At 64.5% G+C, this 25416-nt stretch carries 18 protein-coding genes, 1 tRNA gene and 3 pseudogenes; 12 read left to right on the forward strand and 10 right to left on the reverse strand.

Features of this window, described 5'->3' with window-relative positions; genetic code table 11:
• Nucleotides 1–2: 2 nt before the first annotated feature.
• Nucleotides 3–1493, forward strand: coding sequence for a bifunctional phosphatase PAP2/diacylglycerol kinase family protein (locus tag MKCMC460_RS04275; RefSeq protein ID WP_236980348.1), 1491 nt, complete (start codon nucleotides 3–5; stop codon nucleotides 1491–1493).
• Here MKCMC460_RS04275 and MKCMC460_RS04280 read toward each other — a convergent pair.
• A complete protein-coding gene (locus MKCMC460_RS04280; RefSeq protein WP_236980350.1) occupies nucleotides 1447–2334 on the reverse strand; it encodes an AraC family transcriptional regulator in 888 nt (295 codons plus the stop codon). The genes MKCMC460_RS04275 and MKCMC460_RS04280 overlap by 47 nt on opposite strands.
• A gap of 9 nt (nucleotides 2335–2343) precedes the next feature.
• Here MKCMC460_RS04280 and MKCMC460_RS04285 point away from each other — a divergent pair, with 9 nt between their 5' ends.
• From MKCMC460_RS04285 to MKCMC460_RS04300, 4 genes are all read left to right on the forward strand, one after another.
• Complete coding sequence (locus tag MKCMC460_RS04285; protein ID WP_238305336.1) at nucleotides 2344–3030, forward strand: class I SAM-dependent methyltransferase; 687 nt, start codon at nucleotides 2344–2346, stop codon at nucleotides 3028–3030.
• A 46-nt stretch (nucleotides 3031–3076) separates the two neighbouring features.
• The gene (locus MKCMC460_RS04290) at nucleotides 3077–3664 is read left to right on the forward strand and encodes a hypothetical protein (RefSeq protein WP_236984622.1); all 588 of its coding nucleotides are present in this window, start codon (nucleotides 3077–3079) and stop codon (nucleotides 3662–3664) included.
• A 19-nt stretch (nucleotides 3665–3683) separates the two neighbouring features.
• Entirely contained in the window at nucleotides 3684–4091 is a 408-nt protein-coding gene (locus MKCMC460_RS04295; RefSeq protein ID WP_236980353.1) for a hypothetical protein, read from the forward strand.
• Nucleotides 4092–4205: 114 nt separating this feature from the next.
• Nucleotides 4206–4517 (forward strand): DUF732 domain-containing protein, encoded by a 312-nt coding sequence (locus tag MKCMC460_RS04300; RefSeq protein WP_236980355.1) that lies wholly within the window; start codon nucleotides 4206–4208, stop codon nucleotides 4515–4517.
• 99 nt (nucleotides 4518–4616) lie between these two features.
• Here MKCMC460_RS04300 and MKCMC460_RS04305 read toward each other — a convergent pair whose 3' ends face one another.
• Nucleotides 4617–7208, reverse strand: coding sequence for an FAD-dependent oxidoreductase (locus MKCMC460_RS04305; protein ID WP_236980358.1), 2592 nt, complete (start codon nucleotides 7206–7208; stop codon nucleotides 4617–4619).
• A 119-nt stretch (nucleotides 7209–7327) separates the two neighbouring features.
• Complete coding sequence (locus tag MKCMC460_RS04310; protein WP_236980360.1) at nucleotides 7328–7930, reverse strand: TetR/AcrR family transcriptional regulator; 603 nt, start codon at nucleotides 7928–7930, stop codon at nucleotides 7328–7330.
• A gap of 122 nt (nucleotides 7931–8052) precedes the next feature.
• Here MKCMC460_RS04310 and MKCMC460_RS04315 point away from each other — a divergent pair, with 122 nt between their 5' ends.
• The 7 genes and pseudogenes from MKCMC460_RS04315 to MKCMC460_RS04345 all read left to right on the forward strand — a co-directional run bounded on the left by MKCMC460_RS04315 (nucleotide 8053) and on the right by MKCMC460_RS04345 (nucleotide 17830).
• Nucleotides 8053–9219 (forward strand): spirocyclase AveC family protein, encoded by a 1167-nt coding sequence (locus MKCMC460_RS04315; RefSeq protein WP_236980362.1) that lies wholly within the window; start codon nucleotides 8053–8055, stop codon nucleotides 9217–9219.
• Between the two features lies 1 nt (nucleotide 9220).
• Nucleotides 9221–10039 carry an AAA family ATPase gene (locus MKCMC460_RS04320; RefSeq protein ID WP_289624959.1) on the forward strand — a complete coding sequence of 273 codons (819 nt, stop codon included), beginning with the start codon at nucleotides 9221–9223 and terminating at the stop codon, nucleotides 10037–10039.
• The gene (locus tag MKCMC460_RS04325) at nucleotides 10036–11712 is read left to right on the forward strand and encodes a nitric oxide reductase activation protein NorD (RefSeq protein WP_238305338.1); all 1677 of its coding nucleotides are present in this window, start codon (nucleotides 10036–10038) and stop codon (nucleotides 11710–11712) included. The genes MKCMC460_RS04320 and MKCMC460_RS04325 overlap by 4 nt, the downstream gene beginning before the upstream one ends.
• A 25-nt stretch (nucleotides 11713–11737) precedes the next feature.
• The gene (locus MKCMC460_RS04330; RefSeq protein WP_238305339.1) at nucleotides 11738–12703 is read left to right on the forward strand and encodes an NAD(P)-dependent oxidoreductase; all 966 of its coding nucleotides are present in this window, start codon (nucleotides 11738–11740) and stop codon (nucleotides 12701–12703) included.
• Between the two features lie 653 nt (nucleotides 12704–13356).
• Nucleotides 13357–14370, forward strand: a complete 1014-nt coding sequence (locus MKCMC460_RS04335) for a hypothetical protein (RefSeq protein ID WP_236980366.1) — start codon at nucleotides 13357–13359, stop codon at nucleotides 14368–14370.
• Nucleotides 14371–14561: 191 nt separating this feature from the next.
• A pseudogene (locus MKCMC460_RS04340) lies at nucleotides 14562–15721 on the forward strand (IS3 family transposase).
• Nucleotides 15722–16585: 864 nt separating this feature from the next.
• Nucleotides 16586–17830 (forward strand): IS701 family transposase, encoded by a 1245-nt coding sequence (locus MKCMC460_RS04345; RefSeq protein WP_044544439.1) that lies wholly within the window; start codon nucleotides 16586–16588, stop codon nucleotides 17828–17830.
• Nucleotides 17831–18219: 389 nt separating this feature from the next.
• Here MKCMC460_RS04345 and MKCMC460_RS04350 read toward each other — a convergent pair whose 3' ends face one another.
• The 7 genes and pseudogenes from MKCMC460_RS04350 to MKCMC460_RS04380 form a co-directional block, all read right to left on the reverse strand.
• Nucleotides 18220–18717 carry a hypothetical protein gene (locus tag MKCMC460_RS04350; RefSeq protein ID WP_236980370.1) on the reverse strand — a complete coding sequence of 166 codons (498 nt, stop codon included), beginning with the start codon at nucleotides 18715–18717 and terminating at the stop codon, nucleotides 18220–18222.
• A gap of 574 nt (nucleotides 18718–19291) precedes the next feature.
• Nucleotides 19292–20278, reverse strand: a pseudogene (locus MKCMC460_RS04355) (IS1634 family transposase); the annotation flags it as partial.
• Nucleotides 20279–20421: 143 nt separating this feature from the next.
• Complete coding sequence (locus tag MKCMC460_RS04360) at nucleotides 20422–21420, reverse strand: tyrosine-type recombinase/integrase (RefSeq protein WP_236980372.1); 999 nt, start codon at nucleotides 21418–21420, stop codon at nucleotides 20422–20424.
• Entirely contained in the window at nucleotides 21417–22370 is a 954-nt protein-coding gene (locus MKCMC460_RS04365) for a tyrosine-type recombinase/integrase (protein ID WP_238305340.1), read from the reverse strand. Before MKCMC460_RS04365 ends, MKCMC460_RS04360 begins: the two co-directional genes overlap by 4 nt.
• Nucleotides 22367–23359 carry a tyrosine-type recombinase/integrase gene (locus tag MKCMC460_RS04370; protein WP_238304578.1) on the reverse strand — a complete coding sequence of 331 codons (993 nt, stop codon included), beginning with the start codon at nucleotides 23357–23359 and terminating at the stop codon, nucleotides 22367–22369. The genes MKCMC460_RS04365 and MKCMC460_RS04370 overlap by 4 nt, the downstream gene beginning before the upstream one ends.
• A gap of 144 nt (nucleotides 23360–23503) precedes the next feature.
• Nucleotides 23504–24174 (reverse strand): annotated as a pseudogene (locus MKCMC460_RS04375) (IS1634 family transposase); the annotation flags it as partial.
• Nucleotides 24175–24903: 729 nt separating this feature from the next.
• Nucleotides 24904–24977: transfer RNA gene (locus MKCMC460_RS04380), tRNA-Gly, on the reverse strand.
• Between the last annotated feature and the right edge of the window lie 439 nt (nucleotides 24978–25416).

Consider the following 25416-nt stretch of genomic DNA (forward strand, 5'->3'; position numbering starts at 1 on the left):
TGATGAACCGGCGGCCCGTGCGACCACTGCGCAGCATCAGACAGATCACCCGCGGGCTGGGTGCCCTCGACCGCGAGTTGTTCGAGGTGGTCGCCGAGTCGCCCACCCCGCTGCTCGACAAGGTGATGCCCCCGTTGACCCGGGCGGCCGACCACTCCAAGCTGTGGTTCGGCATCGCCGCGGTGCTGCTGGCGTCGGGTAAGCACTCCGCGCAGCGGGGCGCCGTCCGCGGTGTGCTGTCGCTCGGCGTCACCAGCTTGTTCGCCAATCAGGTCGCCAAGCGGATCCGCACTCGCCAGCGTCCGCTCTACGACTCGGTGCCGCTGGTCCGGCGGGCCCGCCGCCGGCCCACCTCCAACTCGCTGCCGTCCGGGCACTCGGCCAGCGCCGCCGCGTTCGCGATCGGGGTGGGGCTGGAGAACCCGCCACTGGGGTTCGGGCTGTCGCTGCTGGCCGCTCTGGTCGGGATATCGCGGGTGGCAACCGGTGCGCACTATCCGGGCGACGTGTTGGCCGGGTTCAGCATCGGCGCCGGCATCGCCGTGCTGGGTGGCCGCTTGGTGCCGCCGATCGTGGAGACCTCGCTGCCCAAAACCGAACCGCTTCGGGTGGATACGCCGCAGCGGCCCGACGGTTCGGGTGTGGTCCTGGTGGTGAACCCGGCGTCGGGCAGCGGCACCGGGGCCCGGGTCATCGAGCAGGTGCGGGCCGAGTTGCCGGCGGCCGAGATCGTGGAATTGCAGGCCAGTGACGACGCGACCGAGGTGCTGCGCCGGGCCGCGGAGCGCGCCGAAGTACTCGGGGTCGGCGGCGGCGACGGCACCGTGTCCGCGGCGGCCGCGGTCGCCGTCGAGGCGGGCCTGCCGCTGGCCGTCTTTCCCGCCGGCACGTTCAACCACTTCGCCAAGGACCTCGGTTGCGACACCGTGGCCAAGACGGTGCAGGCGATCCGGCGCGGCAGTGTGGCGTGCGTGGACCTGTTGTGCCTCAACGACAGTCAGATGGTGGTCAACACCGCGAGCATCGGTGCGTACCCGGCGTTCGTGCGGCGCCGGGAGAAGCTGGAGAAGCGCATCGGCAAGCCGCTGGCCGGGTTCTACGCGATGCTGCGCACGCTGCGCAACGAGCGGCCGGTCCGCATCCGCTACGACAACAAGACGCTGCAGACGTCGTTGTTCTTCGTGGGCAATTCCCTTTATCTGCCAACGGGATTCGCGCCGGCTCGGCGCACCCGGATGGACGACGGCCTGATCGACGTGCGGATCCTGGAAACGGGCCGTCGGCTGGCGCGAACCAGGATCATCGCCGCGCTGGCATTCGGGCGGCTGCTGCGCAGCCCGCTCTACCACGAGATGCAGGTGCCGGAGTTCAGCTTCACCGCGGTGGACGGTCCCACCGTCATAGCCCACGACGGGGAGGTGGGCGAGGAGTACACCGAGGCCACCTTTATGTCGAAGTATCGGGTGCTACCGGTGTTTCGGCCGCTGCGTTGAGCGTTGAGCCGCAAGGGAACTCGCTTCCGTGCCGACGGTACGCCGACGGCGGCCGGCCCCAGGCGCCCCGGAAGGCGCGGGTGAACGAGCTGGCGCTGTCGAACCCGACCCGGGTTGCGACCTGCAGCACGCTCAACTCGGGATCGGCGAGCAGCGCGGCGGCTCGCATCAGGCGTGCTTGCCGGGTGTAGTCGCGCCAGGTCATGCCCAGCTCGCGGCTGCACAACCGGCGCAACGAGCGGGGGGACATGCCGGCCTGCCGGGCCGCCTCCTCGATGGTGATGTCGGACAACGCATTACGCGTGTGTCTGAGTGCCGCGCCAAGTTGCGGGTGCGCGGTGGTGGGCAGGCTGAACGGGCTGCGCGTTTCCAGCAGTTCGGTGAGAAGTTCGGCGAAGCAGTGGAAGTATGCATCGGCGAGGGCGTCCGACGACTCGCGGTCGATGGGCCAGCGGCAGGCGTAGAGGATCATCTGCCGGAGCAGCGGCGACACCGCCACGATTCCGGCGGCCGGACGGACGGGGTGCATCAGCGTCGGGTGCAGGAATATCGACACCGAGCGCACCTCGGTGTCGATGGTGCTGACGTGCCCGAGGCCGGCGGGGATCCACGCGGCCTGCCGGTCGGACATGAGGTAGGTGCCTGCGTCGGTCTCGACCTCGAGCATGCCCGCCACGACGTACTCCAACTGGTGCAGGTCGTGGGCGTGCCGTGTGAACGTGATCGGTCGTCCTACGTAGACGAACGCGCCCGCGGCCGGGCGACCACTCGGGCGCATGTCGACGAGCGCCGTGCTGTCCGCTGAGGACAACGATATGGCCATTCGTGCAGAGAAAGTCATGGTGGTGCGATGGTACGACTGGTAGTCATGTCCACACCGTCGTTCACTCCGGCCGCGGGTAATCCGAAGTACACCAAGTACTACGACACGGTCGTCGCACTGCTGACCCGCGAGCAGCGGTGGCGTTCGGCCGCCATCCGGCACCTCGCCCTCAAGCCCGGTCACATCGTCATCGATATCGGTTGTGGCACAGGGTCATTGGCGATCTTGTTGAAGCGGCATCAGCCCGGTGCGCGGGTGATCGGAGTGGACCCCGACCCCGAAGTGCTCGCCATGGCCCGCGAGAAGGTGCGCAAAGCCGGCGTCGAGGTGGAATTCCTGCAGGGCATGGGCGACAAGGCGGCCGAACTCGTCGGCCCCGGCAGCGCCGACAAAGCGGTGTCCAGCCTGGTGTTGCACCAATGCCCGGTGCCCATGAAGGAGGCGATCATCGCCAGCATGTTCGCGGTGTTGCGGCCCGGCGGTGACCTGGTGATCGCCGACTACGGACTGCAGCGCAGCGCCCTGATGCGGTTCGGATTCCGGTTCGTGCAACATGTCGACGGCAAGGCCGACACCCAACCCAACGCCGACGGCATCCTGCCGGAACTGATCGCACAGGCGGGCTTCGTCGACGTCGCCGAACAGGCGGTGATTCCCACGGTGACCGGGTCCTTCTCGATCTACCATGCGCGGCGGCCCGATCAGCCGGCATGATCTAGCCATCCGGTGCCGCCCCGTCGATAATCGGCAAATGTTCTCGATGCCGAGAAGTGGTGTTCGCGGGGTGGGCGCCGCACTGGGGGGAATTGTCGTCGCGGTGTGCCTGGCCGGTCCGGCCGGCGCCGATTATCAGGCGCTCCCGGTGTTCGTGCCGCACCCGTCGGACTGGCAGCCCAACTACACCGTCTTCCCGTACAACCTGTGGCAGAGCCGAGTGACCCCCGAGCAGGTGACCGCCGAGCAGGAGTCCTGCCAGTGGTTCAACGCCCAGTACGGTCAGTTGATGGATCAGGTGGTCGGGTTCCAGCACTTCCTCGGCGACCAGCACGACGTGTGGTCGGCACCCGGCGTGCAGTCCGCCGGTGACGTGGTGATCGCCAACCTCGACCAGTCGGCGGCGTTCCTGGATCCGCGCGCCCACACCCTGTACATCGTCAATTACCCGGACCAGAGCCAGTATTCGCCGCTGTACAACGGCGACTCGTTCTACCACCTCTGGTATCAGCTAACTCAGATCAGCGACAAGATGAAACAGCAGATGGTGTCCGGGGTGATCAACGCCCCCATCGCGCGGGGCAGCGTATACGGCAACACGATTCGGGATTCCGGGGTGTGCGACGGGGCATGAGGTCTGGGAAAGGAGTGCCATGACACGGTGCCGCAAGAAGGTCGCCCTGATGGTTCCGGTGCTGGCGTGGGGTGCGACCCTGGCCGCATCCGCGGCGCACGCCGCGGGGAACTGCACAGTCGCGGGCCCGCAACTGCAAATGCACCAGTCCACCGGCTACGACGTCACAGTCGACGCCAACGGGGCGGCGCTGGGTCCGACGGCGGTGGTGAGCACCGCGGAACAAACCTCGCCGGGCAGTATCACCGGGGGCATCGAGGGCCGCACCGTCGACTTCGTCGTCACCTTTGCCGGCACCAAGGCCTACGTGCACTTCACCGGAACGGTCAGCAACGACGGCACCGCACACGGGACATCGAGTGGCACTGCGGTTCCGCTCAAACTCGATGCCGGCTCCTGGGATTCCACGACTCGGTTCACTTGTTAGCCAGATTGACGATTGCGCTACTCAAACCAGCGAAAATGCGCAAAGATCGTCCTAGCTGAACGCAGTCGGGGTGCGAGTCAAGCTCAGTGGAATGTCTCGTGAAAGGAACCGTCCATGAAATCGCTGCTGCGAATCGCCGCGCCCGGGCTGGCCGCCCTGGCTACCGCCGCCGTCGTGTCGGCCCCGGCCGCTTCGGCGGACCCCAACAGTTTCCTGGACGAGCTGCAGACCAACAACGTGCACCTGCCAGGCAAGACGCCGGCCCAGACGGTCGCCGCGGGCAACCAGGCGTGCAGCGACCTGCGCGGCGGGGCCTCCGTGCTCGACGAGATGAGCAAAGTCGAAAAGCAGTACGGCTTCAACCAGGGCACCCTGTTCGTCAGCGCCGCGACGACCAACCTGTGCCCGGACTTCGCCAACCACTGACCGCCCGGGCTCGGGCCCGCGGTACAGCTCAGCTACGAGTGTGTGCGCAACAGGTGAGCGCCGGCCGTTGCTGCGACGCAACGGCCACGGATCCGCCGGCTACGCGGATTCGGCGACGTGGGCCGGGAAGAACCCGTGCAGCGCGGCGGCCAGCGCAGCGCGTATCGGCGCTCCGGAGACCACCACGTCGACCATCGTCAACGACAGGTGGGTGTGCCCGCGCGCCTGAATCAGCTGTGTGGAAACCCCAGCCGCGGCAAGGGCTTCGGCGTAGGCGATGCCCTCGTCGCGCAGCGGGTCGAATTCTGCGACCACCACGATCGCCGGCGGCAGGCCGGACAGGTCCGCGGCGCGCAGCGGCGCGATCCGCGGGTCGTCCCGGACCTCGGGTTCGGCGTAGTAGTCCAAGAACCACTTCATCAGCCCAGCGGTGAGAACGTATCCCTCACCGTTCTCGATATAGGAGCCGCGGGTCTGGTCGGTGTCGGTGACGGGAGTGAGCAATGCCTGTCCGACGATGCTCGGGCCGCCGGCATCCCGGGCGAGTTGGCAGACCGCGGCCGCGATCCCACCGCCGGCGCTCCATCCGCACACGGCCAGCTGACCCGGGATGCCGCCGAGTTCCGCGGCGTGGTCGGCCACCCACCGCGTCGCCGCCCAGCCGTCCTCGAACGCGGCGGGGAAACGATGCTCCGGGGCGTGCCGGTAGTCGACCGAGACCACCAGCGCGTCGCTGCGCACGCACAGATCCCGGCACAGCGGATCGTCGGAGGTCGCGTCGCCCAGCACCCAACCGCCGCCGTGGAAGTAGACAACGACGGGATGCGGCCCCGGGCTGGCCGGCCGGTACAGGCGGTAAGCCAGGATGCCGCCGGCGCCGGGTAGGGTGCCGTCGACGATCTCACCCACCTGCGGGCCGGGCGGGCGCGCCTGGTTCAACTCGTCCATGACTGCCCGCGTCTGTTCGGCGGGCATCGACTCGAGCGGAGGCATGCCCAGCAGCGCCATCTGGTCGAGCACCATCTGGACATCGGGCTGCAGCCGGCGCACCACGCCGTCGTTGCACTGCGCACCGTCGCGACCGGACAGCCGGAAGCCCAGATAGTCCCGGGCCACCACCTCATCACAGGCCACCCGGTAGAAGTCGACGCCGGCGGCGTAGGCCATGAACGTCCGCGGCTTGCCGGGCACGTTGGCGCCGACGTACCACGAGTTCGCTTGCGGGAAAAGCGTTATCGCTGCGGCGTCGTCAGAATGCTGCATCCAGCCGGCCTCGGCGAGCGGGGTGGGTTCGATCCGGTCGAAGCCATGGTCGCGAAGGTACGTCAGGGCGTCGGCGACGAAGTCGACGTGCTGCTCGATCGAGACCGCCATGTTCGACAGCACCGACGGGCTGTTGGGTCCGGCGATGAGGAACATGTTGGGGAAACCCTCGGTGGTCAGGCCCAGATAGGTGGTGGGGCCCTGTGCCCACTTGTCTTTCAGCGCGATTCCGTCGCGTCCGACGATGTCGATCTTCGCCACGGCGCCGGTGATGGCGTCGAACCCGGTGGCGAACACGATCGCCTCGAAGTCGAAAGACCTCGTAGCCGTGTCGATTCCGGATTCGGTGACGCCCACCAAGGGGTCTTCCCGCAGGTCGACCAGCTGCACGTGCGGCAGATTGAACGTGTCGTAGTAGCCGGTGTCCAGGCACAGCCGCTTGGCGCCGACCGGATAACTGTTGGGGCACAGTGCTTCCGCTGTCTGCGGATCGTGCACGATGCCGCGGATCTTGGCTCGGATGAACTCGGCGAACTCGTTGTTGGCTTCCGGATTGCTCATGCTGTCGCTGTACAGGTTGAGCACCTCCAGCAGTTCGCCGCGCTGCCAGGCGCGTTCGTAGCGCTCTTGGCGCTCCTCGGCGGGCACCGCGATAGACGGCGTGATGGTGCGTTCCAGCGGCACCCCGCCGAAGGAGTATCTGGCCGCCTGCCGGTAGGCGGCCTCGTCGGCCAGCTGGGCGAGCTTTTCGGGGTCGACAGGCCCGTTGTGGGCGGGGATCGAAAAGCAGGGTGTGCGCTGGAAGACGGTCAGCTGGGCGGCCTGCGCGGCGATCAGGGGGATGGACTGGATGCCGGAGGACCCGGTGCCGACCACTCCGACGCGCTTGCCGGTGAAGTCGACGGGCTGGTGCGGCCACCGGCTGGTGAAATACACCTCGCCGGTGAAGTTCTCGACGCCGTCGATGTCGAGTTCCTTGGGCACCGAGAGGCAGCCGGTCGCCACGACGAGGTACCGGCAGCTGATGTCCTCGCCCCGGTCGGTGCGGACGCGGTAGGTGCCGGAGTCGTCGTCCCAGTGCGCCTGCGTAACTCGGGTGTTGAACTGCATGTCGCGGCGAAGGTCGTGCTTGTCGGCGACATGGTTCAGGTACCGCAGGATCTCGGGCTGGGTGGCGTATTTTTCCGACCATTGCCAGTCCCGCGCCCAGTCCGGGTCGAAGCTGAACATGTAGTCGACGCTGGGGATGTCGACGCGGGCGCCCGGATAGCGGTTCCAGTACCACGTGCCGCCGATGTCGTCGCCGGCTTCGAAGATCCGCATCGAATGACCGGCTTGCCGCAGGCGATAGGCGCTGTAGAGGCCCGCGAATCCTGCGCCGACGACCACGACGTCTACATCCACCCCGATGTGGCGTGCATCACTCATGCGCTAATCATTGGCCTTTTGCGACAAATTTGGTAGGGCGATCTGCGCGGCACTTCGCACCGCAGCACGGGTGTGTCGGTGAACGGTCCCGGCCTTGCGTGCCTCGTTTGTGGGTGGTTCTAGGGCATCTTGATCATCGACACGTACATCGCGACCGTGGGGCGATACATGTCGACGTGGTTGAGTTGGCTGCTCATTTCGATGGCGTCGGTGGTCGCGATGAGGATGTGCGCGAATGTCTGCGCAGGGATCAGCAGCGTCCCGCCGAGCCGGTCGATCCCCAGCACGATGAACTTCGCGAGCGACTCGACCACCTGTGCCCGCTTAGCCTCCACCCGAGCCTGCGCGTCGGGATTGCGCAACAGGTAGAGGCTGAATTCCAGACCCAGGGCGGCGTGCTCGGCGCCGCGCTCGCGACTCAGCTGCTGCCAGCGGTCGGCGATCTCGTCGAGTTCCTGCGGGCCGATCTTTTCCGCGGCGGACATCACTTGGGCGAAGTTGTCGAAATAGCGCCGCCAGTATCGGTCGCTGGTCGCCAGAAAAAGGTCTTCCTTGGTCGAGAAGTACTTGTAGACAGCGCCTTTGGAGTAGCCAGCGGCCTTGGCGATGTCGTCGATGGTGGCCGCGATGAAGCCTTTTTCGGCGAAGACCGCCTCGGCGGCATCGAGCAGCAACGAGCGGGTGCGCTCCAGCCGTCGCTCTCGGGTCCAAGCCTCGACCATGCCAGGATCTTGCCACAGTCAGAAAATGACCTATTGGTCAGCTAGTGACTGACTGGTATCTTTTCGGACGGGTGGACACCACAGGGGGTGCCGGCCACGAGTTCGTGAGGGGAGCGGATGGCATGAGCGATCTGTCTCAGAAGAAGAAACTCGCAGTCACCGAGAAACTTGGCAGCGCGGCGGCACTGGCCGTAGGGCCACGGCCGAAAATCCCGCCGGTGCGCATCTGGGCCGCGGTCGGTGGCGCCATCCTGGCCTTTCAGCTGTATGTGTGGATCCGCTGGATCACCGGCCCCAATTTCGAGCGGGTCCCCGCCGGGGCGTCCGAACCGCCCACCTTCATGAAGGTGATCCTGGTGACCTGGACCGGCGTCATCGTCGTCGGCTATCCGCTGGCCATCTACTACTTCATCGTCCGGCCCTGGCGCCGGGAACGCCGAATCACGTTGGACGGCATGCTTTTCGCCTCGTGCGGGCTGTTGTTCTTCCAAGACCCGCTGTTGAACTACTTCAATACCTGGAGCACCTACAACACGTGGATGTGGAACCGCGGATCCTGGGTGCAGGACATCCCGGGCTGGGTGTCGTTCGGGAAACCGGGCGCGATGATGGCCGAACCGTTCCTGATGAACGCGCCGGGATACTCGTTCGTGCTGTTGTGCACGATGCTCGGCTGCTGGATCATGCGCAAAGCCAAACAGCGCTGGCCCAACATCAACACGATCGGCTTGATCGGCGTGGTGATGGTGTGGACGTTCTTCTTCGATCTCGTCATCGAGGGCCTGTTCCTGATGCCGATGGGCCTGTTCACCTATCCCGGTGCCATTCAAGCGCTTTCGATCAACGCAGGCACCTACTACCAGTGGCCGATCTACGAGGGCCTGATGTGGGGTGGCGTGCAGGCCGGGCTGTGCTGCCTGCGCTACTTCACCGACGACCGCGGGCGCACGTTCGTGGAACGGGGACTGGACAACGTCCGCGGCGGCCAGGCGACTCAGCAGTTCACCCGGTTCCTGGCCATCTTCGCCGCCTGTAGCGCGTTCTTCTTCGTGCTCTACAACATTCCCGCGCAATGGTTCGCCATGCACCAAGACCCTTGGCCCCAAGACGTTTTGAAGCGCTCGTACTTCTTGATGGGTATCTGCGGTGCAGACACCGACCGGCCCTGCCCGGATCCCGCCCTGCCGATGCCACTACGAAACTCCGGCTACATCAACAAGGACGGTCAGCTGGTGCTGCCCAACGGTGTTCAGCTCCCGAAATCCATTCCGGTCGAACGGGGTAAGTAGCTTGCCGAACAACCTCTCCGCTGCGGTCCGCTCGCTGTCGGACGCACCGTTCTACCGTGCGGTTGCCGACGAAGTCGAGGTCTTTCAGGCGGCGGCGCGGCGTGGCTTGCCGGTGCTGCTGAAGGGCCCCACCGGATGCGGCAAGACCCGCTTCGTCGAGGCGATGGCCCACCAGCTGGGCCGAGAGCTGATCACGGTCGCCGGCCACGAAGACATGACATCGGCCGACCTGGTGGGCCGATTCCTGCTCAAAGGCGGTGAAACCGTCTGGGTGGACGGCCCTTTGACCCGGGCAGTACGCAGTGGTGCCATCTGCTATCTCGACGAGATCGTGGAAGCCCGCCAGGACACCACGGTGGTAATCCACCCGCTCGCCGACCATCGCCGCGAGTTGCCGGTCGACCGGCTGGGCACGACACTGACCGCCGCGCCGGGGTTCCAGCTGGTCATCTCCTACAATCCGGGCTATCAGAGCGTGTTGAAGAACATCAAAGAATCGACCCGCCAACGATTTATCGCTATCGAGCTGGACTTCCCACCGGCCGAGGTGGAGACCGAAGTGGTGGCCCACGAGGCGGGAATCGAGATGGGCACCGCACGCGCTCTGGTAAGGCTCGGCACCGCCATCCGGGGCCTGGACAACTCGCCGCTACGTGAGGTGTCCTCGACGCGGATGCTCATCCTGGCCGGCGGTCTCGTTGCGGAAGGGCTCAGTCTGCGGAGCGCCGTGCGCTCGGCGGTGGTGCAGGTCCTCACCGACGACCTGGACCTCGGCCGCGCCCTCGACGAACTCGTCGACGCGGTGCTACCGCAGGCGTGAGCGACACCCCGTCGGATGGCGCGGGCCGATTCCGGCTCCTGGCCTCCTACCTTGCGGGCAGATGTATTCAGGTCGCTGAGACAACGGGTCAGCCGGCATATACGGATGGGCACGTCATTTTCGTGTCGGCGGCTGCGTCGCCGTCCGAGCAGCGGCTCGAGGTCCTGGTGCAGGGTGCTCTGCTGGGGGCGGGCAGCCTGGACCCGCAGTGGGTCAAGGGCCTGCGGGCGCGGCCGGGATTGGCGCTGCGCTACCTGGCGCTGGAGGGTCGGCGGGTGCTGGACGAGTTGGCTTGCGCCGTCACGATCGAAGCGGCGCTGGACGTGCCGCCGACCACCTCGACAAGTGCCGAGTCGCTCGAAACAGCCAGGGGTCGCGGCAAAATCCCAGATCCGCCCCGCTGGTTTGGGGTGATCAAGCCGGCCCAACTGATGGGGGCGGCCGTCGGACCCGGCGTGCGGGCGAGTGATCACGAACTGCGATTGGAGTTCGACCTCACCGATGTCCCGGAGGCCCCCGAAGACACCGACGACGCACCGTCGGAACAGAGCAAGATTCTCAAGCTGTTCGACAACCCGCTGTTCAAGTCGCAGGCGCTGTCGGACTATATGCGCAAGCTGCTGGGCAATTCGCGGACACCGGGTAACGACGCACCCGGCGGCGGCCTGCAAGTGCGCGCGACGCGGCGCGCGCGTGCGGTCGGGCCGACGGCGAGGCCCCTGCCGACGCGCATTCGATTCACCGAGGATGAGAAGCCCGGCGCCGCAATCGGAGTCGGTGGGGCGCTGTACCCGGAATGGGACGTCTTCGAGAACAGGTACCGCCCGGACTGGTGTCGTGTCCTGGATTTTCCGCTCACGTTGGCGGCTGACGTGTCCGGTGCGGGCGTCGACCGCGACGACGTGTTACGCCGGCGACTATCCCGAGTCGGGTTGGGCCCCAAAGTCTTGCGTGGCCGCGCCGACGGCGACGATCTCGATATCGAAGCTCTGATCGACCTGTTCGTCGATCTGCGCTCCGGCTACTCACCCCCCGAACACGTCTACCTCGAACGCCGCAAACTCGCCCGCAATCTCGGCGTCCTGATTCTGCTGGACGCCTCCGGTTCGGCCACCGACACCGATCCGGCGGGTCTGGCAGTGCACGAACACCAACGCAAAGCGGCCGCCACCCTGGCCGCCACGTTGGAGGAACTCGGCGACCGGGTCGCCGTGTACGCCTTTCGCTCGCAGGGGCGTCACGCAGTGCAGCTGCCGGTGATCAAGCCGTTCGATCAGCGCTTCGCAGCGATGGGCCGGGCCCGCCTCAACCAGATCGAGCCGTCGGGCTATACCCGGCTGGGTGCGGCCATCCGGGGTGCGGGAGAAATCCTCAAGGCCGAGGCCGGTACGCCGAACCGGCTGTTGCTGGTGCTGTCCGACGGTTATCCCTACGACGACGGGTACGAAGGACGATACGCAGAAGCCGACGCGCACAAGGCACTTGCGGAACTTCGGCTCGACGGTGTTGCCTGCCTGTGCCTTTCGATCGGTGCCGACACCCGCGCCGAGTCGCTGGAGCGGGTCTTCGGATCCGCCAGCCACGCCAGTGCCGCGACCCTGGCGCAACTGAGCCCTCGGATGGACGAACTGTTCCTGTCGTCACTGCGGGAGCTGGCGGCGCCGAAACCCTAGGAGGCCAGGGAATATGAAGGTGTTGGTGACAGGCGCACTGGGCAACGTCGGTTTGTACACGGTGCGTGCGCTGCTGGACGAAGGGCACGACGTCGTCGCATTCGACCTGCCGTCCCGCAGAGCGCGCCGGCTGGCGTCGCGTCTCGCCGACCGGGTGCAGGCGATCTGGGGCGATATCACTGAGCCCGACGAGGTCCGCTCAGCGCTTGGGGGAGTGGACGCGGTAATTCATCTGGCGGCCATCATTCCGCCTGCCTCGGAGCGAATTCCGGACATCGCCCGGCGGGTCAACCTCGACGCGACGTGCCGGTTGATCGAGCTGATGGCGGAGTCGCGCGCCGCCAAACGACTGGTTTTCGCGTCGTCGATCGGAATATTCGGCGACGTCCAGGATCGCGAACCACCCCTTCGCGTCGACACACCGGTACATCCCACCGACGAGTACGGACGCCATAAAGTATTGTGCGAGAAAGCAATTCGGCAGTCCGGATTGCGGTGGAGCATTCTGCGGCTGGCCGCCGTGTCGCCAATTCATCTGCAGGCGCAGGATCCCAGCATCATGTTCGAGTCCAGTCCCAACGCGCGGTTCGAGTTTCTGCACCCCGCCGACGCCGGCACGGCCTTCGCCCGCGCCGTGGCATGCGAAGAAACCGTCGGCAAGACGCTCTACATCGCGGGCGGAACGCAGTGTCGAATGACCTACCACGACTTCATCAATGCCCTGATGACCGCGATCGGGATCGGCCCGCTGCCCGCCGAGGCGTTCGCGCCCGGCGACCCGCCCCGCTTCGCCGGCGACTGGGTGGATACCGAGGAAAGCCAGCGCCTGTTGCGATACCAACAGCGTGGGTTGCGCGAACAACTCGACGACATGAAGAAAGACTTCGGCATCCTGGTGCCGATCATCCGGCTGGTGCGTCCGCTGGCGAATCGCTTTGTTGTCAGCAAATCCGCTTACCTGCAAGAGAATCGGCGCCGGGTCAGGTTATAGCCCGCCAGCCTGCTGGCACTCGCGAAATCTGAAGCCGAGGATTCTTGGGCCTCCGCAACCGTCATCGCAGGTTTCGGCGAACAGATCGGCACGTCTGAGTTTGTGTCCACGGGCGTCGCTCGGTGCTGTGGCTAGGCCACGCACTTCTGGGTGGCGTTGACGTCTCCATAACTCGGACCAACTCTGTCGTTAGTCCGAGTTATATCGATAAGTCGGACTGTCCCTCGGAGCTAATCGGGGTTTCGGGAGCATTGGCGCACCCGCGGTGGACTGCTGCGAAGCCACGTCTGTCGCGGTCGGTGACCTAGCGTCCACGTCGCTGACAGCGCGGTACCCAAACCGGCCGATTCGAACGGACCGAACCGCGCGTTGTCGCTGCTCAGCCGTGGAGCCGATGACGGGAATCGAACCCGCGTATTCAGCTTGGGAAGCCGTTTCTCGGACCGAACGGGTGAGCGATAAACGCTGGTCGGCGGGTTGCAAAGTGTGCGCGAATCCTGCTTCGACCTGCGGTTGCAGTCCGGCTGCGGGCGTTCTCGGTACGGGTCCGTACGACCGCAATACGGGTCCGGTCGGGGGTACAGCCGGGGTACGGGAAGACACGCACGCTGACACGCCGAGTTGTGTCGGTAGCCGCTGGGAGAATGCTGGACGTGAGCGCGTTGTCCGACTTCCTCACCCAGCCCGGCTTCTGGTGGGGTGTGCCGCTGGGGGCGGTCGTCACCGGAGTCATCGCGCCGCTCATCACGGCCCGGTCGGTGCGCGCCAGCGACGCACGCAAGGCGACGCAGGAGCGCGAGATGCTGGCGTTGAAGGCCGAGCAGGATGAGAAGGCTCAGGTGCGCAAGGAGGCGCGGGAAGACCAGGAGTCCAACCGCAAGATCATCCGCGAGACGGCGACGGCCTTCGGCGAGGTGTGCTCAGCGATCCTTGAGAAGGCGATGGACAACAAGAGCATCTTCAACGCCGTAATGGACGCGGCGCTGACGATGGAGGGCATGCCGGACAAGAAGGCTCTCGACAAGATCGAGTATTCGATCGACCTCATGGACGAGACCAAGAAGCTCACTACCGCGTACAACAACCTCCGCGTCGTCGCGCCGGTCTCGCTGCTCAGAAAAGCGACCGCGCTGAACGCGGCCATCATGGCTCTCGTCGGAGCGACGACGATGCCGCTGAAGAAGCCGCCACTAATGAACCAGGCGGGCAAAGCGTTCGATGAGTTCACCAATGCGGTCCGCGCAGAGCTGGGTCTCGACGCCTACACAGCCGAAGATGTTGAGCGGTCGAAAGCTACGTACCTTGACGCGCTGCAAAAGCAGGTGAGCGACTACATCAAGGAGACGCAGGACGAGGCCCGCCGCTTTGGTTTCCTGGAGCCTGGCTCGGTACCAATCACGACGATCCAGGCTGGCGACCTCACAGAGGAGCACGTCGGCAAGTTCGTTGGGTGCCACGATCCCGCCTCGGGGTTCAACTACGGCGCGAAGATTCTGAAGGTCATCCGCGTTGAGGAGGGGAGCCGACCGGGAATGCTCGTCCGCATCCAACACCCGCCGATTCCCGGCGGGAAGCCAGCGCATCAAGAGCGCATGCGGCTCCGGTTTGAACACGAGGTCCAGCTAGTGGACCTGCCGGACCTCAAACGGCCGAACGGGTCTGCCTAAGTTGACCGGTGATAGCGGGTTCGCGCTGCTGGCACCACTACCGCTACCACCGGGGTCATTGGGTAAGGCCTGGGCACAAGGACATCCTTCCAGCTTGCCCACGCTGGGCAAGCCAACTCAGATGACCTGACATACCTTTCGGGTTCCAGATTCGGTGACTAAGTGACGGCCTGTACGAAAGGTTGACTGTCATGCCACGCCCGTATCCGGCCGAGTTCCGTGCCCGCGCGATCGCGCTCGTGCGCGCCGGAAAGCCGCAGAAGCAGACCGCGGACGACCTCGGCATCCATCCCGTGACGTTGTCGAAATGGATCAAACAGGATGACATCGACCGCGGGGTGCGTCCCGGTGTCCCGACGAGCGAATCAACAGAGTTGCGAGCAGCGCGGCGAAGGATCCGCGAGCTGGAAACCGAGTTGGCCATCGTGCGCCAGGCCGCCGCGTTCCTTGGGGAGGACAAGCCCCGCCCAAAAGGATCTATCCGGTGATCGACCGACTGGTCGGCGCCGGGGCGCCTGCGGACCGCTGCTGCGTCATTCTTGGTGTGACACGCCAGAACTACTACAAACACAAGCGAAAACCGACCACAGCCACCCAACTGCGCCGGCAATGGTTGACCGGACTGATCCGCGAGATCCACGTCGCCTCACGGGGCACCTACGGCTATCGCCGCGTCCACGCTGAACTCACCCTCGGTATGGGGATCACGGTCTGCCCCCGCACCGTGTCGGTCCTGATGACCCTCGCCGGCATCTACGGTTTGCCCGGTCCAGTGCGGGTGAAACGGCTGCGCGGGGTGGTCACTGCTGATGATCTGGTCAACCGCAAGTTCCACCGACTCGCACCAAATGAGTTGTGGGTCACCGACATCACGCAACATAGGACCCGGGAAGGATGGCTGTACTGCTGTGCTGTTCTCGACGCGTTCAGCCGCAGGATCGTGGGCTGGTCGATGGATTCGAAGGCTGATGCCACGCTCGTGGTCAACGCATTGGATATGGCCATCCGTAATCGTCGTCCATCTCCCGGTGGAATAGTGCATGCGGATCACGGAACCCAGTTCACCTCTTGGGTTTTCGGCGAGAAGATCCGTTCTGCCGGGCTGGTGCCGTCGTTCGGGACGATCGGTGACGGCCTGGACAACGCGATGATGGAAAGCTTCTGGTCCTCGATGCAGATCGAGCTACTCGACCGCCAGACGTGGAAAACCCGGGTCGAGCTGGCCAACGCGATCTTCGACTACCTGGAGATCTTCCACAACCGTCAACGCCGCCACTCAGCACTCGGCTATCGCACCCCGATCGAGTACGAACTATCCTTCACCAACGACACCCTCACCGCCGTCAGTTAGCCACCGCGACTGGAACCCATTGGGTAGGGCAGGTCAAGATGTCACCTATTCGTGCAGCAGACCCATTCCTATTTCCTGGGGGAGCGTTCAGACCTACTACGTCGGCTACGCGGCGACTCAGCTCTGATCATCGCGGAAGGCCGGGCGAGACCAACGAGCATCCGAGAACACAGGATCAGGTTTGAGACGCTTTGGATTCCGGCCAGGTGCCGTCGCGCCGTTCTCGTTCGCTGCGTGGCCGGGGTCGGCGTCCAATCCCAGTGCGTACGCGAACGGCCCCGACGTCCGATTGACACATCGGTTCATCAATGGAAAGCCTGTGATTCGAACAATTGTGAGGATGTCCCGAGTTCCGTGGAACTTCGGTGGCGGCCCGGTGAACATCAGGCTGCGCTCCCCTGATCATTGTGCTGCACGACGGGTACGACAGTTTTGGCGACCTCGCGCTCGCCCAGGCTGAGCGCCGTGACCTTCGGGACTGAGCGGCTCCACCGGTCGGAGCACCGCAAACCGGAATAGCTCTTCCATTTCCCCAACCTAAATTAGATTAGCTTTGGTTAAATGAACACAATCCTGCCGCGCAGGGTCGTATTGTAGACGAGACGGCTAATCATTCCTAGTCCATCGACGTTGACATATGCGGAGATACTGTCGAATAAATTGCTCACTAGGTTTCCATCACGATCCGGTGCGCTGCTAATACTGCAGCCGTAGATCGTGGTTGGTGTGGTTTGGGCGTGTCTGCGCTGGTCAGGGCGGTGACCGCGGCATTGTTCGGAGTTTGTGAAGACATCTGAATTGGCCGCGGTCGCCGCGGTTCATAGCGTAGACCTGGATCGGTGGTTGTCTGAGTTTTCAGCGGTGATTGATCGGATCGCGCCGCGTTTCGCCCGATATGAGCCGCTGCGTCATGCCGGTGAGCTGATGGCCGGGATGGTCTCTGGGTTGGACAGAAAGAATTGCTGGACCATCGCCGAGCACCGCGGTGCGGCCACCCCCGATGGGCTGCAACACCTGTTGGGACGGGCCAGCTGGGATGCTGATGCCGTGCGCGATGATCTGCGTGATTACGTCATCGACGCCTTCTGTGATCGCGGCGCGATCCTGGTCGTTGACGAGACCGGCGACATCAAGAAAGGCACCCACAGTGTCGGGGTGCAACGCCAATACTCGGGTACGGCTGGGCGTATCGAGAACTCACAAGTCGCGGTGTATCTGACCTACGCCGCCCCGCGTGGACACGCGCTGATCGATCGGGCGCTGTATCTGCCCAAATCGTGGACCCAGGACTCGGATCGCTGCGCTGATGCCGGAATCCCCTCTGATAAGCGGGGTTTCGCTACCAAGCCTGCCCTGGCTATCACGCTGATCGACCGTGCTGTGGCCGCCGAAGTTCCTGCGGCGTGGGTGGCCGGCGACGAAGTTTATGGCGCCGACCCCCAACTGCGGGCGGCCGTTCGCGGCCACCGGCTGGGCTATGTGCTGGGGGTCGCGGCCAACCGACGTGTGCCCACCCACGCCGGTGCGATCCGCGTCGATGCCCTCCCGGCGCTGATACCGGCACACGCCTGGCAGAAACACTCCGCCGGCGATGGAGCCCACGGTCCCCGGCTGTATTCCTGGGCCTGGTTTCGCCTGCTGGCCGAAGACGACACCGATACTGGTGTGCACCATTTGCTGATCCGGCGCAACGACACCACCGGCGAGCACGCCTACCTACGCTGCTACAGCCCCAAACCCGTGCCGCTGCGCGCCCTGGTGCAGGTTGCCGGCCAGCGTTGGCGCATCGAGGAATCCTTCCAAGCAGCCAAAGGCCTGGTTGGAATCGACCAGCACCAGGTCCGGCGCTGGAAATCCTGGCACCGCTGGACCACCCTGGCCATGCTCGCCCACGCCTTCCTGGCCGTGGCCACCGCAATCGAACGCGACACCACACCCACACCCACCGGGCTGATCACGTTGACCGTCAACGAATTCCGCCGACTCTTCGACGCCCTACTACTGACCACAAACCGCACCATCACCAGCCTGCTGGCCTGGTCACGATGGCGACGACAACACCAATACCGAGCCCGCCAATCCCACTACCGACGACGAGAAAACCAATGATCACGATCTACGGCTGCAGTACTAAGGGACGTATCCCAGGCTAATCCTCCGTTGTATGTCCCCGTCGTTTCCATACCGTTGACGACCACGAATGTCGCCGGACCCGAATGAACCTGAAAAAAGGGAAAAGCCACTTCAGGCGGCGGGTACGCTATTCCGTAAAGATCCAAGGCATACGTCAGCGGACTCTGGAGGTCTTGATACCCGACTATCGGATAACTTGACCCAGGACGAGGATGTCCGTCGTTTCCCAGAAGGGTTAATTCATGCACACCCGACAGTGTGAGTATCCACTCCTGATTAGCAATTTGATCCGCAGGTAGTAACGGCGAAGCCGGCACGATGGTCCAGCTTGTCCCGGTCATGGGCACCCCATTCTACTTGAATCGTTACTCGCGCTCGGGTTTCCCAAGGAGTGAAATTTGTCCGACCATGGTGATGCTGTATGCGACTTCAGTAATGATGGACGGCAGTTCCACCGAGATATCTACGTCGATGCCTTGGAAGTTTCGATCTTGATTTGGAAGGAAGGGGGTGAGCCTCCATCCAGTCAGCTTAAAACCATTGTTGGCCTCTACGCCGGTCACAGCTGCGAAAGGTGCCCACATCTTTAGGTTAAGCGCAAGGGTCTGTCCGGCCAAGATCGGACCGCCAAATACGGAGGACAATGGACTATGCAGGTCTGGCACAATTCGCAATGTCTCAGAAATCCACGTCAAGGTCTCGCCATCTCCGCCAAAGCCCACGGAGCATAAGCCGGTAAGAACTACAAGCCATAGCTCGCTCGAATCGCCTGGCCGCTGTCCGCTGTCGGCGGCGGCCGCGGGAACGCCGACCGCAGGAGTAATCAGCCAATTCTGACTAGCAATAGGTACAACAACAGCCATCGCGCCTCCTACCGCCCGAATGCAAAATTTGAACCGCGATTATGCTTGCGCGCGCGGGGTCGACTTTACAGGACAACTATGGAACCCCCCGACGGTGACACGAAACCCAGATGCCTCAAGATGATCAGGACCCTACGGCGACGATGTGTAGCACGGGATCTCACCCCAACAGCGGCGAGATTACATTTCCAGCTGATTCACAGGGCGGAAACTGGTTCGTCGTATGATCGCCCCGGCGTGTTCTCGTTCAAGGTGTAGATGCCGGGACATCGAGATGGGTCGTGTAGTCGGCGAACGGGCGCATCGTGCCGGGGAACGAAATCTTGGGGTGCCGGAAGTACGTGTTGCCGGTGTAGAGCGTGATGCGGCTCCGGGTCGTGTCGAGAGGTTGCCCGTTTGCCGTAATGCGCGCCGGGCCACCTTGATGTCGACCGCGTAAAAGCCACCGGCGAACGCGGGTCCGTTGAGTTCAAGATCGGGATAGCCACGCTCAGTGCCCCGAGTCGCGTTGGCTCCGTCGAGCTTCTCTACTAAGTCAACAAGGGAGCTCACGACCTGAGTTAGGACATTTTGCTTAGTGCCCCGGTTGGGGGATGTTGAGGCTGGCCAGAATTTGTCGCTGGGGCTCGGGGACCTCGGGTGGGAATGTCTCGGTGGTCCCGTTGATGGCGATGGTTGCTGAGCGAAGGGGCCGCAGCTGCTTGATGACGTTGGCGATGGCCAGGCCGGTGCGTTCCTGGATGTTGTGGGCCACGGCCAGGGCGGTGACGACGATCGTGAGGTGGGCTTCGATGGCGTCGCGGGTGCGGTGGAACATCGGTCGGGCGCGAAGGTCGCTCTTGGACATGCGAAATGACCGTTCCACTCGCCACAACTCGTGGTAGTGGGCGATCACTTCTCCCGCGGGCATGACCGTGGTGGGGACGTTGGTGACGTATCCCTTGAGGCCGACCAGCGATTGCGCGCGGGCCAGGGCAGCCTCATCGAGCACGCGGTCTCCGGCAGCGGTCTTAACGAAGCGAGTGGATTTGGCGACACGGTCACCGTTGATCACCGCCCGCGCACGAGATTCTTGGGCGTAGAGGGTCTTCTGGTCGCGGCGTGCCCGTTTGGCCGAGTACGACCAGATCGCCCGCCAGGCGTTGGTGTGTTCGTCGGGATCCCAGACTGGCTCAGCGCGGTGCGTCACATCGTTGACGGTGCTGTTGGCGTGCCGAGGGCTGACAGTGTCGATGATCTGCCCGTCAGTGAAAACGTCGCCATGCCAATGGAAATGCGACTCCAGATCGCCGGGCGCTTTGGTCATCCGCGATCCGACGATGAACCCCAGCCCGGCCTCATCCAACGCGGCCAGGTTCGACGCCGACAGCATGCCGGCATCAGCGGCGATCACCATCGGCGTGTCACCGAGATCATGGCGGGCCGCGAACGCGGTAACGACCGGGATCAGCGTGGTGGTCTCGGCGGTGTTTCCCTCGAAACAGCCGATCTCCAAAGGGAATCCGCTGCGGTCGACCAACAGCCCGACAACGATTTGAGGATCGACACGACGCTCCTTGGAGTTATGCCGAGCTCGGCATAATTCCAATTATCCCGAGGTCGTGATTATGCCGATCCCGGTGCCGGCGTGGCGATTCTCGTGCAGGTCGACGGAGGTTTCGGGGGCGGTTCGCGCGGCATAATCGTGCTCCGTGCTGCTGGTCGTCAGAGGTGTTGGAGGAAGTTGATGAGGTCATCGGCTGGCCGGTAGCGGCCGGGGGTGGTGTTCGGTCCGCTGACGCGGCTCAGGGCGCGTTCTTTGACGGTCATGTCGGCGTGCAGATAGATGTGGGTTGTGACCGGGCTTTGGTGGCCGAGCCAGAGGGCGATGACGGAGGTGTCGATGCCGGCATGCAGCAGCGCCATCGCCGCGGTGTGACGCAGCGTGTGCGGAGTGACGCGCTTGGCGGCGATCGATGGGCATGTATGGGCCGCTGCGGCAGCATGTTTGGTGACGAGCCGTTGAACCGCGTCTGCCGACATCGGTGTCGTGCGTTGGGTCGGAAAGGCTGGACTGCTGGCAGCAGTACCGGCCTCTGGCAGCCAAGCGCGCAGGACGGTCGTGGTGGGTTTGGTCAGCGGTGTGCTGCGTTCTTTTCGGCCTTTTCCGGTGGTGTGCACGGCGGCTCCCGGTGTCGTGGTGATGACATCGCTGATGCTCAGCGTGGTGATCTCTGAGACCCGAAGACCGGTCGTGACGGCGGTGAGCAGCAGCGCGTGGTCGCGTCGGCCGTACCAGGTGGTTCGGTCCGGCGCGGCCAGGAGCGCATCGGTCTCGGTGCTGGTCAGATACGACACGGTCGCTTGGTTATGGCGGCGTTGCGGGATCGCCAAGATCTGACTGGCCGTGTGAGCGCATTCTGGGGTCAGCGGCAGCGCATAGCGGTAGAACGAATGGATCGCGGCCAGTCGTGCATTGCGGGTTGCGGTGCTGTTGTGGCGTTCGGTGTCAAGGTAATTCAGGAAAGCTCCGATCATCGTGGCGTCGAGATCATCGAGTGTCAGCTGCGCCGGAGATCGCTTGGTCTGGCCGGCGGTGAAGGTCAGCAGGAGTTTGAAGGTGTCCCGGTAGGCCGCGATGGTCTGTGGACTGGCCTGCAGGTGGCGCATCAGCCGGTCGATGAAGAACCCTTGCAGCAGCGAACTCAGCGTCGGGGTGGTCATGGCGCCGGCTTTGCGGCAGAGGTTTGGGCGGCGTTGTCGAGGCGGTCGGCGGCAAGGGTGAGCAGTTCGGGCACTGCCTGCAGATACCAGTAGGTCGAGGCGGGATCGACGTGGCCGAGCCAGGTTGACAGCAGTGGCAGTCGCGCTTGAACGTCGTGGCCGTCGCGGTACCAGTGGATCATCGTGGTCACCGCGAAGGTGTGGCGCAGATCGTGCAGGCGGACTGGCCGGTGCCCCGGCGCGGTGGCCAACCCGGCGGCCGCGACGATCTCACGGAAGGTGGCATTGAGCCGGTCCGGAGATATCGGTGCGCGCCGGGTGTTGAGGAAAACCGTTGCGCTGCTGTGTGTGCCGGCCCCGACCCATGCTTGGCGGGCCTGTAGGTAGTCGGCGATCACGGTGGCGGTGCTCGGGTGGATGAACACCAGCCGGGACTTGCCGAACTTCGTCTCCAGCACTTGAATCACTCCGCCGGCCAGGTTGACGTCGCTGACGGCCAGCCGACACGCTTCGCCCGGGCGTAGCCCGGTGGCGGCCAGCAGCCCGATCATTGTTCGCCACGTCAGCGCCTTGAACGCTGGCTCCAGGATGCCTGTCGCGGCCAGCAGCGCGCAGATATCGTTCTGGCTGAGAATATTTGGCGGCTTGGGCCGGTAGCGTCGCGGCCGGTGCTCTTCGGCTGGGATCTGGGTGAGCGGATCCAACGCATGCTGGTATCGGGCGAAGATCCGCACCGCGTCCAGTCGGCGAGCTATCAACGCGTCGCTGACCGGGACCTTGATCGGGGTGGTGGCCCATTGGACTGCGAGGTCGTTGTGGACCCGGGTGGCTCCACGTTGCTCGCAGAACTCGACGAAACTCCACAGCAGCTTGCTCAGGCCTTCGAGTTTGAATCCCAGCGCCCGGCGGGTCGCTAGGTAGTCAGTGACGTTCTCGCGCAATGTCTTCATGACCGTGCCCCCGGCCATGGGCGCGCCATGCCTTGACCGGCATCGGGATCTGTCTTCGCGGTGATCGTCGGCCAGGGCCGGGCCAAGGGCCGCAATGCGACGTCATCGACCTTGGCGTAGATGGCGGTGGAGCGCGCGCTGCGGTGGCGCAGCACCTGACTCACCTCCGGCAGTGAGGCCCCACAGCGCAGCATCTGCGTGGCCAGCGTGTGACGAAAACGGTGCGCGTTGATGCGCTCCAGCCCAGCGTCTCGGCACGCCGCGGCCACCAGGTGAGCGATCACTGCGGTCGATATCGGACGCCCTGCGGGCTTGACGGTAGTGAACACCGATCGCGTCGCGCAGGCCGGCCTGCCGTCGACCAGCCACGCCGCGATCGCCTCACCGGGTTCCGATGGCAGAGGCAAACGCTCCACGTGGTTGCCTTTGCCGACGATGGTCAGTTCTCCTGCCCGCCAATCGATATCGTCGAGACCAAGAGCGGCGATCTCGCCTCTGCGGAGCCCGAGTCGGGCCAACAACAGCAAGATTGCGTAATCGCGCCGATTGGTAGCAGTCCAGCAGTGACGCGACGCGACACCCAGGAGATGCTCAAGATCTGCAGCCGGTACTGCCTTGGGAAGCGACGCCAAATGCCATGCCGCCGACACTGGAACCGCCCCCGACAGATCGGCCGATATGCGGCCGGTCGCGTGGGCGAATCGCAGGAAGGAACGCACCGACCGCGCCATCGACTTCGCCGAATTCGTATTGCGGTCACTGCAGAACTCGACCATGAACTCAGTGACCATGCCGGCATCCAGAAGGCACACCGAGACCTCAGCGGGCTGAGCCAACATCCCGAGGAACTGCGCAACCGCCTTGCTGTAGTTGCTCACCGTCACTGGCGCCAAACCCCGCTGACGGTCCAGCCACTGCTCGTACTCGATGAGCAAGTCATCGATCCACGCCGGGCGATCACCGGCATCGATACTGCGTGTGCGATCCATGGGTTTCTCCTCCTGATAGGCAAATCAATGCACCATCAGGAAGGCACACCATGTCCTCGCGCAGCACGATTATGCCGCGCGAACCGCCCCCGAAACCTCCGTCGACCTGCACGAGAATCGCCACGCCGGCACCGGGATCGGCATAATCACGACCTCGGGATAATTGGAATACCCGACCTTGCGCAGGTCGTCCTCATCTCGGCCTCGAAATACAGGGTGGTGACGTCATAGAGCAGAAGGCTCAGCCCGCCCCGATCCGAGGCGTGGGTGAAGCATTCGGCCGCGATCTGCTCCCGGTAGTTGCCGGTGTTGACCTTGGCGAGATGCCGTTGAACCGTCCTGTAGGACACGGTGTCTGCACCGAGGTCAGCGAGTACTCGGGCAGCGTCGACCTTGCTAGTGGGCTCGACGATCCGGGCGATCACCAAGTCCCGAAACACCGAGTCCTCGACCACATCGAAGCCCAGCCAGTCATAAACCGTGCCGAGCACGTCGTAGAGCAACCGCGAATGTGTGGCCGCGGTACGCCCGGCCGGCACCGGAGCACCCTTGGACACACCTGGCGACAAGGACAAGGTGCCCGAGCGCCAGTCGGCGACGCCATCGATGGACTGGGTCCGAGCGGGCACCTCGATATCGAGAACGCCTTGATCCTCGGCCGCGATACGGCGGGCCTGCTCAAGCAAAATCCCCAGCTGAGCATCGGTGTGCGCCGATCCCACATGCGCCAGGATTGTCCGCTGACCTCGATGTTTCCGCACGACCTGCACCGCCACCGCGCCCGAGGCCGTGCGCACCTTCCGCACGTACGCCACCGCCCGAAACTACCCGCTTAGTGCCCCAAACAGGGCACTAAGCTAACAGAACTCGCAGGTCAGCGAATCGCAGTTTCAAAAGACGGCCGAAGGTGACCTAAGTCAGGCGGGACATCGAGATGGGTCGTGTAGTCGGCGAACGGGCGCATCGTGCCGGGGAACGAAATCTTGGGGTGCCGGAAGTACGTGTTGCCGGTGTAGAGCGTGATGCGGCTCCGGGTCGTGTCGAGAGGTTGCCCGTTTGCCGTAATGCGCGCCGGGCCACCTTGATGTCGACCGCGTAAAAGCCACCGGCGAACGCGGGTCCGTTGAGTTCAAGATCGGGATAGCCACGCTCAGTGCCCCGAGTCGCGTTGGCTCCGTCGAGCTTCTCTACTAAGTCAACAAGGGAGCTCACGATGCCGACCTCCATCACGTTGGCGAGTGCGGCGGGTTCCTTTGGGCAGCGGCAAGATATGGCAGCCGGTCTCCAGCCCCTGCTGGAGGTCCGCTTCGTCCTTCGCGACGAGCGGCCACTTGTACTCGCCTCGGAGGCGGTACACGCCGCCGATACCAAAGTCATATGCGCTGCACCGTGCACGAAGCCAATCCTCGACCGCCACCCGTTTCCCCACGGCTGGCAGCTTGCCGGCTTCGATTCAGCGCTACATAGCGAACCGGCTCACGGGACCGTTACGGGACCGTCCGCTTCAGCGGAGCACCTACTGGGCACGTCGGCCCTGCTAGACGTGGAGCCGATGACGGGAATCGAACCCGCGTATTCAGCTTGGGAAGCTGATGTTCTGCCATTGAACTACATCGGCACAGTGCTCAGAAAGGCTAGCACCGGCCGATCGAAACCGGGGCGGGGGTCGAACAATCCCGGTCGATTCCGGTGACTACCGGGAAGCCCTCCGCGGCCTCCTCGAGAGGGACGACCAGATGCCGATACGGTCCCGTGCGGCCGATCGTGGCCGTCAGCGGACGTGATGCTGGCCACTTGCACAGCACCGTCGGGCAGGCCGGGACCCACCCACCCGGCGGAGGCTCCGGGGCCCTCCGCGAGACCGTCGGCGAGGTCGACGAGCCCCGCTATCGCCGTTGAGATCTGCGGGGCCCACTGGACGCCGCTCAACCGGATCGACGGTGAATCCCCCTGCACTCCTGCAAGGATCCAAACGCGAATCACCTTGCGCTACAACATGTTTGCGCGCTCGCCCGTCGTCGCGCCGGCGCTGCCGGCCTCCGGTTGGTGCTGGCGAG

The sequence above is a fragment of the Mycobacterium sp. 20KCMC460 genome (genome assembly GCF_022179425.1).
Lineage (GTDB): Bacteria > Actinomycetota > Actinomycetes > Mycobacteriales > Mycobacteriaceae > Mycobacterium > Mycobacterium kiyosense.

Coding starts and splice junctions, on each gene's coding strand:
- MKCMC460_RS04275 (WP_236980348.1), top strand. CDS start 3: ATGAACCGGCGGCCCGTGCGACCACTGCGCAGCATCAGACAGATCACC.
- MKCMC460_RS04350 (WP_236980370.1), bottom strand. CDS start 18,717: ATGGCTGTTGTTGTACCTATTGCTAGTCAGAATTGGCTGATTACTCCT.
- MKCMC460_RS04365 (WP_238305340.1), bottom strand. CDS start 22,370: ATGAAGACATTGCGCGAGAACGTCACTGACTACCTAGCGACCCGCCGG.
- MKCMC460_RS04285 (WP_238305336.1), top strand. CDS start 2,344: ATGGTACGACTGGTAGTCATGTCCACACCGTCGTTCACTCCGGCCGCG.
- MKCMC460_RS04360 (WP_236980372.1), bottom strand. CDS start 21,420: ATGACCACCCCGACGCTGAGTTCGCTGCTGCAAGGGTTCTTCATCGAC.
- MKCMC460_RS04300 (WP_236980355.1), top strand. CDS start 4,206: ATGAAATCGCTGCTGCGAATCGCCGCGCCCGGGCTGGCCGCCCTGGCT.
- MKCMC460_RS04295 (WP_236980353.1), top strand. CDS start 3,684: ATGACACGGTGCCGCAAGAAGGTCGCCCTGATGGTTCCGGTGCTGGCG.
- MKCMC460_RS04310 (WP_236980360.1), bottom strand. CDS start 7,930: ATGGTCGAGGCTTGGACCCGAGAGCGACGGCTGGAGCGCACCCGCTCG.
- MKCMC460_RS04305 (WP_236980358.1), bottom strand. CDS start 7,208: ATGAGTGATGCACGCCACATCGGGGTGGATGTAGACGTCGTGGTCGTC.
- MKCMC460_RS04315 (WP_236980362.1), top strand. CDS start 8,053: ATGAGCGATCTGTCTCAGAAGAAGAAACTCGCAGTCACCGAGAAACTT.
- MKCMC460_RS04290 (WP_236984622.1), top strand. CDS start 3,077: ATGCCGAGAAGTGGTGTTCGCGGGGTGGGCGCCGCACTGGGGGGAATT.
- MKCMC460_RS04280 (WP_236980350.1), bottom strand. CDS start 2,334: ATGACTTTCTCTGCACGAATGGCCATATCGTTGTCCTCAGCGGACAGC.
- MKCMC460_RS04370 (WP_238304578.1), bottom strand. CDS start 23,359: ATGGATCGCACACGCAGTATCGATGCCGGTGATCGCCCGGCGTGGATC.